We start from the raw sequence: 10,664 nt of genomic DNA, 5'->3' as shown, positions 1-10,664 counted from the left end.
GTAACGAGTGCTTTCTTCGAAAGCAGAATGAAGAGCTTGTTCTATATTCACAAAAAAAATCCGTAGTTAGTTGCCTAACTACGGATTGTGCATGATCATTCTGATCGGTCAACTGATCAACTTCTTAACTGATCAGCATTACCTACTTGGCCCTTTTTTAATGCTTAATGATTAATACTATTCATCATTTCGAGCTGTTTCACAAACTGCTCAATTTGCTGGTTACCCGGTACCAAGCGGGCTAGGTTTCTGGCATAAAACAGCGCTTGGCTGTAGTTTTCTTCTGCCACATACCACTGCGCCAAACTGTAGCTGATATCTGGGTTATTCGGTGTTAGATTAAAAGCGCGCTCAAGGGCTGATATTGCAGCTGGCATATTGCCTAAATCTTGTAATAGCAGTGCGTAGGTAAACTGATAGTTTGCATTTTCTTGTGCAAACTGTGCTGCTTTTTGTAAATGTGTAAGGGCGGTGTCTTTTTGTTTTGTGCGAATAAGGCTCATTGCCAGAGCATAATGAATATCGCCGCTTTCTGCATTAACGTCTAATCCTTGTTTCAAGATGGCTTGCGCTGCTTTTTCATCGCCTTGGTTTCGGTATAAATCAGCTAAATTGACATAAGCAGGAGCAAAAATAGGCTCAACACTGATTGCTTGTAGGTAATGTGTTTTGGCTTGCGCTGGGTTTTGTAGTGTAAGCGCCAGATTACCTAAATTGGTATGGGAATAGCCACGCTCTGCTTGGTATTGTTGAATGCCTTTGTACTCATCAAGGGCTGCATTTAAGCGTTTGCTGTCTTGCTCGTTGAGCCCCGTAGGGAACGGCTGAGTTAACATGGCCGCCAGTGCTCTTGCAGCTTCGGCTCTGATGGGTAAGTGCTCATCATCTAAAAGCGGGTTTAATAAACGCCAGCGCTGATTGATATCAAATGGCATCGCCGCTTCAATGGCGGCTTGGCGTTTTAATGGTTCGCTGTCTTTTACTGAGCGAGCAATCGCAACGACAGCGTTGTTATCTGGGCTTGCTGCTAAGCGGCCTAATGCTGAAGCGCGAATAATCTCAGGAAAGCTTTTATCTTGCACTATTTTGGTCAGCATGGTTGAGGTATTAGGTAAACGGTTATCGGCAGCATAAAACGCCTCAGAAAAATGCGCAGTGCCAAGGTGTTTTGAATTTGGATGCCAGTCTTTTATTTTGGCAACCGCCCACTGCGGCGTCTTGTCTTCATGGCAGCTATTACAGGCATTTGGAGCATTTGTTTTTAATGTTAAATCTGGGCGTGGTACCCGAAAGCTGTGGTCGCGCCTTGCATCAACTTGCATATAGGTGGTGGCAGGCATATGACAATCAACACATTGGCTACCAGTACTTGCCACTTTGTGACCGTGATGTTTCGGCGTATCGAACACTTCTTGGCTATGACATTGCGTACAGGTTTGATTGCCCGGTAGCTTTAATTTACCCGAATGAGGGTTGTGACAGTTACTACAGGTCACCCCTGCATTGAACATTTTACTTTGTAAAAATGAACCCCAAACATAGTCTTCGTCCCACACTTGACCATCAACGTGATAAAGCTCAGGAGTGAGTAATGAGCCTTGAAAGCTTTGTAAAAAGCTATGTGGGTCTTTGCGGTCATCAAGCTGTGAGCGGCGAGCATGACAGGTTGCACACACTTGCACTTGCTCGCTTTTTACCAGTGGCTGCACGCTTTGCATACTGCCATCGGCTTTTTGGGTAAAAAGCGGAGTTTGCTTTTTAATATTATGAGTAAAGCCCTTATCGGCAATACTGCTATCGCCATCAGCCCATTTTAAATGAGCTTGTGGATCGCCATGACACGCTTTACAGCTCACGTTAATGCTTGAATAACTCGAATCAAAGCTATTCGTTTTAAGGTCAAATTGCTTTTTGAAATCAGTTGAGTGGCAATCGGCACACATGTGATTCCAGTTTTGGCCTTTTTGCGACCAATGAAATAGGTCGTGTTTTTTTTGTTCCGGGTGCAGTACAAACCAGCGCTGACCGCCTTGTGCTTTACTGCGTGAGTCCCATGCAAATGGAAACAGCTGAATGTGGCCTTGGCCCATATCAAACATGTATTGCTGCAATGGCTCATAGCCAAATGTGTATAAAACAGGGTAGTCAGTCAGCTTGCCATCAAGGTTTGGCATGCTTATAAAAAGTTGTTGGTCTTGTTGATAAAAGCGTGCTCGCTGACCTTGGTAGTCAAGGGTTTGCTCATTGAAATTACCAAGCACTGTAGTGGGAGTGGCTTTTTCCATAGCATGAAAATGATGGGATGTTTGCCAATCTTCAACTTGGCTTTGATGACAGTTAATACACTGGGGTTCTGCAAACGCATTGAATGCGAAAAAGCTGCATAACAGCCAAGCCAATCTTATCACTGAATAAATCCTTTTTATTTTTACCACATGCACTTAGAGTTATATCAGTTTGTTGCTGATAAGCAAAGTCGGCTTATTAAAACGAGGATGTAAAAAAGCCCGAGAAACTCGGGCTTAGTAAGTTATAAACTTTTCTTCGGTGGCAGCGCGACGTTAGCAAAGATAAGCCCCGCTACTAATGACATGAAAATCAAAAATGTTTGCTGGCCAATATGGTCTGCATAAACGAAATCTTGGCCTTCAATAAGTGAGTTCAAGCCAATATAGGTTTTACTACCAGGTACCAATACGATCAGTCCTTGCATAGCTACAATAGAGGCTGGAGCATTGACAACGCGGTTGAATAAGTTGCTAAAAACGCCCACGGCTAATGCGCCTACAAATGTGCCTAATGTGTAGTCTAGGTACATGGCTGAACCAATGCTTGTGCCATACGCTATGAAGCCAGATGCAATAGACCAAACAGCATGCTTTAGCTTGGTTCTAAAAATCACGATTAGGCTGCTACATAGCATGAATATAGCTAGCCAAGCTGTCCATTTGGGTAAAGGCTCAGGTTGCACAAAGTCACTTTGGCCAAAAATAGCAAAACCAATACCAATACCAATAAAGGCGCCAAAATACAGCTTAAACAGCAGCATGAATGAGTCCATCACCCGAGCTGTACCAGATACTAAATGCCTTGCCGCTAACTCTGCCAAACCTAGGGCTAATGCTAAGCCGGGTATAAACACAATGATGGCAGAAAGTACCACTAGTCGTATGTTAATTTGGGCGTCAATATAGACACTAATAGCACAGGCTATAATCGCCGATACGATGGCAACTAATGGTTCAAGCATATGGGCAACACGTTTAGAGCGTGTTGACCAAAGTACAAATAAATACACCACTAAGGTAATAAGCGCTGACCAAAATACATCATTCCAGCTAGTACCCATCAACATGGCAAATGCACCACCCGAAGTCGCAAACGCAACGCCAGTCATAAATTTATTATATGGGTTTGGCATGGTGTAAATAATATCGAGCTGTTTATCGACCTCTTGTAGTGTCAGCTCGCCATTAAGCATTTTGTTTACTAAGTCATCGGTATCTGCAAGCGAGCCTAAGTCATGATCGCCCGGATCAACACGCGCAACATGGGTGTACTCTTCTTCGTGCCCATCTGTCCAAATAACAAATGTCACTGATGTTGGCGACATAACAAAAGATGATTTTAAACCGAGGTAAGTCGCAACTTCCATTAAGTGCGCTTCTAGTCGGTATGCAGGTGTACCGTATTTATGAAGCATTTTGCCAAGCTTCACGATAAATTTTCGTTTTTCAGTAAACGTTGCGGTTTTCAAAGGCGTTTTGAACCAAAGGTTAAATTGTTCAGTTAAGGATAGACCAAAATTCAATAAGATATAGTCCAATCGCTAGACTATATCGCTTAAATTGACCAGCGCGATTTTAGCGACAAAAGCCGCTATGTCTAGTGTTATTTACGGCAAAATTACTTATTTTTTGCTTCAATCCACTGCGCCATGTATTGCGTCGAACGCATGGTATGATGTTTGAGCATTTGGCCGGTAAAATTTTGCTGTCTATGCTGCGCTAATGACTCACTAATGGCGGTGATTTTAGCGATTAACTGCGACTGAAGTTTTGATTTATCATAATATTTTTGCAATAACTGCTGGCCATTTTGCTGTGCTTGAGTAAATAACGCTTCGTCTTGATAAAGTGCCACTGCTGCATCTGCAAATTGCTGTGCATCTTCACAGATTGCGCCTGACCAAGGCTCATTTTGATGCATGCCTTCACTGCCAATAGGAGTTGTTACGCTCGGCGTTTGCATGATCATCGCTTCGAGTAACTTACCTTTAATACCAGCCCCAAAACGCAGTGGCGATAAACATACTCGGGCATCTTCCATCACTTGATAAGCATCATCAGCCCAGCCTTTGATTAAAAAGCCGGTTTTTGGATTGTTCAGCGCTGTTGCCTTTGGTGGCGGGTAAGAGCCATAAATGTGGAGTTCGGCATCGGGTAATTGTTTGCGGATCAGCGGCCAAATCTGTTGTAAGTACAACACTGCATCCCAGTTTGGCGCATGACGAAAATTACCAATGGTCATAAAGTGTTTACGCTCTGAAAATGATTTGGTGCTGGTGGGGATATGCTGTAAATCAACCAAAAATGGTAGGTGGTGAAGTAGGGCGTTATCGACTTTGAAAACGTCATTGAGTAGCTGCATCTCGTAATGCGAGATAATTAAGCTGATGTCTGAGCGTAAAATAGCGGCGATTTCTCGCTTGGCAATATCGCTGTGTAAATCACTATGGCTGAATGATCGACCTGCTTTATGAGCGTCGTGACGGGCATTTCTTAGACACTGTAAATCTTCGGTATCGAGAACTTTAAGTGCATTAGGGCAGTATTTGTCGACTCGCCAACCGAACTGCTCTTCCATCATAAAGCGATCAAACATCACAATATCTGGGTTATACGCTTGCACGTACTCATCAAAGCTTGAGCAGTTTAATGCAATTACCTGTGTGGTAATGCCATCTTCGCTGAGATCCACCATGTGTTCGGTTTTTTGCGCAGGGCTTGCAAATTCGACTTGCCAGTTTTCTGCGCGAAAGGCGCGCAGGAGTGACATCATGTGGGTGCCGGCTGCCGACGAATTAGGCTCAGGCCATACATAGCCGATCACTAACACTTTTTTCATTGACTTGAATCTCGTATTTTTAAGTTAACATCCACCAAGGTGCGAACTGGCGGTGTTGATTTATCTAATAGTTCTTTTAGCACCTGACAGGTGCGTTTACCGATTTCATCGGCATTAATGGCGATGGTTGAAAGAGAAGGCAACATTAAGCGCGAATCTTCTAGGTCATCAAAGCCAATAACCTTGATGTCTTTACCCGGCTCTAGGCCGTGTTGGCGCATAGCTTCAATCGCGCCGTAAGCAATCACATCATTAAAACAGACAATGGCTTTGGTATTTGGCGCTTGTTTTATAAGGGCATTAAAGGCTTCTCGGCCACCTTGGCGGTTTGTCGGCGCTTGAATAACAGGTTTTTTGTCAGTGATATTAAATTGCTCAAGCGCAGCTAAAAAACCACTTAAACGTTCATGGTAATCAGATATTTCTGCGGTGCCGCCTAAAAAGGCTACTTCTTCTATGCCTTGCGATAAAATATGGCTGGTCGAAATATGTGTGCCTTTTTTGTTATCAGGCAAAATACACGGTGCAGCTGAAAACGGAATTTCACGCATGATATTAATAACCGGAAAACCACTATTTATTAAATCATCTTGCCATTGCTGCTGTGTGCCCGGAGCCGGACACATAATAAACGCCGATACGTTGTATTCTTTTAGGGTTTTCACCACTTGAGTTTGCCTTTCGACACACTCCGCAATATTCACCAGCATTGGCAGCATGCCAAGCTCAAAGATGTGTTTTTCGAGACCAACAGCAAGCTGAGCTGAATACGGGTTGGTTAAGTCATTTATAACCAACGCGACTAGGTTTGAGCGCTTGCTGCGTAGTGCTGCAGCATCGCGGTTATACACATAGCCAAGCTTATCAATGGCAGCCAGTACTTTTTCTTTGCTTTTTTTACTGACCTTATCACTGTTGGTAAGGACCAAAGACACCGTTGATTTTGAAACCTGTGCTTGTTCAGCTACATCCCAAATTGTGACTTTGCCTGTCGATTTTTTCATTTTTATTAGCAAAAAGTGGCGAATAGAGTGCTTTTATTTTAGCGTAATTTAGCTGTTTAAGTCACTGATTGGCTGCCAAAAGGGCCTAAACTCTTTATGAAATGCTGCAAACATGTTCTACTTGTTTACAGAATCGAAAATAAAAACGAAAAAGGAACGAACATGAAAGCATTTAAACTGCTTTTTGCGCTAGTTATTGGCGCAGCTGTTTGCACACCCAGTTTTGCTAATCAAGGTTATCAAACTCCATCGCCCGCACTGGCTGCTGTGGTTGATGCTAAGCTTGCACCGAGTAGTTATTTATCCAATGATGGCCAGTGGCTGGCGTTATTTGATAGAAAACGCATCGATACGTTACAAGACTTAGCCAAAGAAGAGTTGAAACTTGCGGGTATTAAGCTTAATCCTGCTAATTTTTCGCGCTCACGAGTGCGTAATAAATTCACATCTTTAGTGCTTAAGCATGTTGAAACCGGTTCAGAAATTGTTGTATCTGGTTTGCCAAACGGCATTTTACGCTCACCAAGTTGGTCAAGCGATAGTCAATACTTGGCGTTTGTGGTTGAGCAAGCATCGAGTGCTAACTTATGGGTTTATAATGTAAGTACTAAGCAAGCCCGCCAGTTAAGTGATACACCACTTAATTCAGTGCTAACGCGCACGCCTTATACTTGGTTGCCAGATAGCAGCGCCATTGTAGCTAATGCAGCGGTTAATATTGGTAAAGCACGTATCAGCAACGACAGCTCGCAGATTGTACCAGTTATTCAGCAAAGTAGTGGTGAAAAAGCGCCAGCTCGTACTTATCAAAACTTGTTAACTAGCCCATATGATGAAGCACAATTTAATTTTTTTGCGCAAAGCCAGCTGACTTATATTCCGCTTAGTGGTCAAGGCCAACCAATTGGTCAACCGGGCTTAATTAAATCGTTTTCGGTCTCACCTGATTCAACCAATATTTTGGTTGGCATGATTGATGAGCCTTTTTCTTATCAAGTGCCTTACAGCCGATTTGCTGCGACTTGGCAAATTTGGGGAATGCGTGGCTATACGCTAGCAGAGCTTGCGAAGCAGCCTTTAGCAGATAACATTCCACAAGGTTATGACAGTGTGCGTACTGGTCGCCGCGAATTTCAATGGCGAGCAGATCAAGGCGCTGAAGTCATTTGGGCAGAAGCACAAGACGGCGGTGATATGAAAACCGACGTGCCTCATCACGATTACCTTTATAGCCTAAGAGCACCATTTAAACGTGATGCTAAGTTATTTGCTAAAGTTGAACGCCGTTTTGACTCAATAACTTGGGGTAACGGTAATGTTGCTCTGTTATCTGAATGGCGCTTTAGCGACCGACAAGTTCGCACATTTGTTATTCAACCACGTAATGCAGATAAAAACCGTGTGCTATTTTCCGAACGCAGTTATAACGATGCCTACAAAAACCCAGGTTACCCAATTTATGAAAAAAATGATTTAGGCGCTGATGTATTAAAAGTTGTTGGCGGGCGTTATCTTTTCTTACGCGGTAATGGTGCATCTGAAAAGGGCAATATTCCGTTTTTAGACCGTTATGATGTAAAAACCAATACCACAACACGCATTTGGCAATCAGAAGCGCCATACTATGAGCGTGTGCGTGCCATGCTTGATGATGAAGGCGAGCGTTTAATTACTATTCGCGAATCTAAAACTGAGCAACCTAACTTTTTTATTCGTGATTTAGACGATAAAACCCTGACTCAACTTACGACTTTTGAGCACCCTTACCCAGAATTTAAAGGGGTGACTAAAGAGCTAATTCGATACAAGCGTGATGACGGCGTTGAGCTTAGTGGTACGCTTTATTTACCGCCTGGTTATGATTCAACTCAAGGCCCGTTACCGGTTCTAATGTGGGCTTATCCGCTTGAATATAAAGATAAAGCCGTTGCGTCACAAATGCGTGAGTCGCCTTATGAGTTTACTTATATCGGTTATTGGGGGCCAATGCCTTACCTTGCAAAAGGTATTGCTGTATTTGACGACCCGAAAATGCCAATTGTGGGTGTTGATGGTAAAGAGCCAAACGACTTATTCCGTAAACAGCTGGTGGCAAGTGCTAAGGCTGCGGTAGATGTACTTGTTGAAAAAGGTGTGGCAGATAAAGATAACATTGCCATTGCAGGCCACTCTTATGGTGCCTTTATGGTGGCGAATTTATTAGCGCACAGCGATTTATTTAAAACCGGTATTGCCCGCAGTGGTGCTTACAACCGCACCCTAACGCCATTTGGTTTCCAAGGTGAAGAGCGTGATTTTTGGCAAGCGCAAGATGTGTACGCGGCTATGTCACCGTTTTTCCACGCTGAGAAAATCAATGAGCCTATGCTGATGATCCACGGTCAAGAAGATCCAAACTCGGGTACTTTCCCAATGCAAAGTGAGCGTATGTACGCTGCATTAAAAGGCTTAGGTAAAGAAGCTCGCTTAGTGATGTTACCTTATGAGGCGCATGGCTATCGCGCTCGTAAGAGCTTGCTGCATGTACTTTGGGAGCAAGAGCAGTGGTTAGATAAATACTTATTAAGAGACGAAAAACCCGCAGAGCCAGTTGCCGCTGAAGGTGTTACTCAGTAATTTGTTAAATATTAAAAATCCCCGCCTTATAGCGGGGATTTTTGTATTGCCTACTTGCATATTCCTATTCGTAGATAAACGGTTAGCAAATAAGAGGAAATGTTGTTCATGTTTATAATTCCAGATACCGACAAGAAAATTCGAGCAAAGATATCTAGCTATAAATACTAAAACTACGTTAATCACGTACAGGTTTGCTATCTATACGTTGTTTGCGTATACTTTGCCAATGAAAAGTGTATTTGTTGAATCAACTATATTTGAAAAGTACCGTAACGAGTATCTCAGCGATGAAGAGTTTAGGGTTTTCCAAGCTGAATTAATGTCTAACCCTAAACAGGGGGATGTTATTCAAGGTACAGGTGGTTTACGTAAGGTGCGAGTTGCTGGCAAAGGTAAGGGCAAGCGCGGTGGCTTTCGTGTTATTTATTATTTCCTTGATGAAAAACATCGTTTCTACTTATTGACCATTTATGGTAAGAGTGAAATGTCTGATTTAACAGCAGATCAAAAGAAACATTTAAAGGCTTTTATGGAGATTTGGCGTAATGAGCAGTCGTGATTTATTTGCAGAGTTAAGTTCTGCACTTGTTGAGGCTAAAGAGCATTCAGAGGGCAAGCTAACTCTTAAAACGCATCAAATTAACGACATTAGTGAGTTAGACATCTCACCTGATGAAATTGTAAGTATTCGTGAGCAATTTAATATGTCACGGGGTGTCTTCGCTCGTTTGCTGCACACATCATCTCGTACCTTAGAAAACTGGGAGCAGGGGCGAAGCGCACCAAATGGGCAAGCAGTAACTCTTCTAAAGTTGGTTCAGCGTCATCCTGAAACTCTTTCGCACATAGCTGAGCTATAACTCTCAGCGGTAGGAATAGAGTGTTTTTTGGAAATATTACTATTCCTTACATTATTTTAATAAGCTCACTAGCTTTTTGTTATCGGTTTTAATTGCTCGCTTAACCAATCAATAAACACTCGGGTGCGCCTTGGTAAATGACGTCGATTTGGGTAGACGATATTCATAGGCATGGGCGGCAAATTATAGTCAGGTAAAACTTGGATAAGTTCACCACGGCTGAGCTCGTCGAGAACCCCATGACGAGGAACTTGAATAAGGCCAAGCCCTGCTAAACACGCTGCTTTATAGGCATCCGTATTGTTAACTGTGAGCTGTGATTTCATGGTCAGGGTTTGCCAATTGCCTTGTGTATCTTGGTATTCAAAGCCAGGGTCAAGTTGGCCGAGTGTTTGGCTATAGCGAACAATGTAGTGCTCGGCTAAATTGCTAAGTTTTGTGATGTTGCCATAGTTTTTAATATAACCTGGGCTTACACAGTTAATCATCGGGCAGTGGCCTATTCTTTTCGCAATCAGTGATGAGTCTTCTAATTGACCGACTCGCACTACGCAATCAAAGCCTTCTTCAATGAGGTTAACTCGTCTGTCAGAACTACTCAGTTCAATCTCTAATTGCGGGTGTGCAGATAAAAAGCTGTCTAGATTCGGCAGCACTAAACGTCTGCTAATTGGCTGTGGCATATCTACTCTAAGACGCCCTGATAACGCTTCGTCTTTTTTATGAAATAGGGTTTGTAGTTCGTCTATATCAGCAAGCATATCTTTGCAGCGCTGATAAAAAACTGTGCCTTCATTGGTCAGCGTAACTCGCCTTGTTGTGCGGTTTAGAAGTCGAGCACCTAGCGTATCTTCGAGTTGTTTGACCAACTGTGAGACGGATGATTTAGGCATGCTCAGTGCAAGTGCTGCAGCCGAAAAGCTTTTTAGCTCTGCAACCTGAACAAAGGTTTTCATGGCATTGAGTTCATTCATGATTGTTTGTTATTTACGAACAGTTAATTCGATTTTACATGATTTATCTGGTTTTGCAGTGTAAATATACTGGTTGCTCA

Annotated in this window: 8 protein-coding genes; 3 read left to right on the top strand and 5 right to left on the bottom strand. The window is 42.9% G+C overall.

The window, feature by feature from the left end; genetic code table 11:
- Positions 1-164 precede the first annotated feature (164 nt).
- From WA256_RS19055 to WA256_RS19040, 4 genes are all read right to left on the bottom strand, one after another.
- The gene (locus WA256_RS19055; protein ID WP_332393437.1) at positions 165-2,408 is read right to left on the bottom strand and encodes a CDC27 family protein; all 2,244 of its coding nucleotides are present in this window, start codon (positions 2,406-2,408) and stop codon (positions 165-167) included.
- Positions 2,409-2,530: 122 nt separating this feature from the next.
- The gene (locus WA256_RS19050; RefSeq protein WP_082401625.1) at positions 2,531-3,757 is read right to left on the bottom strand and encodes a threonine/serine ThrE exporter family protein; all 1,227 of its coding nucleotides are present in this window, start codon (positions 3,755-3,757) and stop codon (positions 2,531-2,533) included.
- A gap of 149 nt (positions 3,758-3,906) precedes the next feature.
- On the bottom strand, positions 3,907-5,127 hold the full coding sequence (locus WA256_RS19045) for a glycosyltransferase (RefSeq protein WP_335992917.1): 1,221 nt from the start codon (positions 5,125-5,127) through the stop codon (positions 3,907-3,909).
- Positions 5,124-6,131 carry a LacI family DNA-binding transcriptional regulator gene (locus WA256_RS19040; RefSeq protein ID WP_335992915.1) on the bottom strand — a complete coding sequence of 336 codons (1,008 nt, stop codon included), beginning with the start codon at positions 6,129-6,131 and terminating at the stop codon, positions 5,124-5,126. The genes WA256_RS19045 and WA256_RS19040 overlap by 4 nt, the downstream gene beginning before the upstream one ends.
- A 162-nt stretch (positions 6,132-6,293) precedes the next feature.
- Here WA256_RS19040 and WA256_RS19035 point away from each other — a divergent pair, with 162 nt between their 5' ends.
- The 3 genes from WA256_RS19035 (at position 6,294) to WA256_RS19025 (ending at position 9,610) form a co-directional block, all read left to right on the top strand.
- The gene (locus WA256_RS19035) at positions 6,294-8,747 is read left to right on the top strand and encodes a S9 family peptidase (protein ID WP_335992913.1); all 2,454 of its coding nucleotides are present in this window, start codon (positions 6,294-6,296) and stop codon (positions 8,745-8,747) included.
- A 229-nt stretch (positions 8,748-8,976) separates the two neighbouring features.
- Positions 8,977-9,309, top strand: a complete 333-nt coding sequence (locus WA256_RS19030) for a type II toxin-antitoxin system RelE/ParE family toxin (RefSeq protein ID WP_063527586.1) — start codon at positions 8,977-8,979, stop codon at positions 9,307-9,309.
- Positions 9,296-9,610 (top strand): helix-turn-helix domain-containing protein, encoded by a 315-nt coding sequence (locus WA256_RS19025; RefSeq protein WP_062565786.1) that lies wholly within the window; start codon positions 9,296-9,298, stop codon positions 9,608-9,610. The genes WA256_RS19030 and WA256_RS19025 overlap by 14 nt, the downstream gene beginning before the upstream one ends.
- 68 nt (positions 9,611-9,678) lie before the next feature.
- Here the strand turns inward: WA256_RS19025 and WA256_RS19020 are convergent, their stop codons facing one another.
- Entirely contained in the window at positions 9,679-10,584 is a 906-nt protein-coding gene (locus WA256_RS19020; protein WP_335992912.1) for a LysR family transcriptional regulator, read from the bottom strand.
- Positions 10,585-10,664: the final 80 nt, after the last annotated feature.

Source organism: Pseudoalteromonas sp. CH_XMU1449-3, from assembly GCF_037027245.1.
Lineage (GTDB): Bacteria > Pseudomonadota > Gammaproteobacteria > Enterobacterales > Alteromonadaceae > Pseudoalteromonas > Pseudoalteromonas shioyasakiensis.
This window is presented reverse-complemented; position numbering and strand designations above follow the sequence as displayed.

Bases quoted from the DNA above. Each gene is read 5' to 3' on its own strand.
- WA256_RS19040 (WP_335992915.1), bottom strand. From the start codon at position 6,131: ATGAAAAAATCGACAGGCAAAGTCACAATTTGGGATGTAGCTGAACAA.
- WA256_RS19025 (WP_062565786.1), top strand. From the start codon at position 9,296: ATGAGCAGTCGTGATTTATTTGCAGAGTTAAGTTCTGCACTTGTTGAG.
- WA256_RS19045 (WP_335992917.1), bottom strand. From the start codon at position 5,127: ATGAAAAAAGTGTTAGTGATCGGCTATGTATGGCCTGAGCCTAATTCG.
- WA256_RS19020 (WP_335992912.1), bottom strand. From the start codon at position 10,584: ATGAATGAACTCAATGCCATGAAAACCTTTGTTCAGGTTGCAGAGCTA.
- WA256_RS19035 (WP_335992913.1), top strand. From the start codon at position 6,294: ATGAAAGCATTTAAACTGCTTTTTGCGCTAGTTATTGGCGCAGCTGTT.
- WA256_RS19030 (WP_063527586.1), top strand. From the start codon at position 8,977: ATGAAAAGTGTATTTGTTGAATCAACTATATTTGAAAAGTACCGTAAC.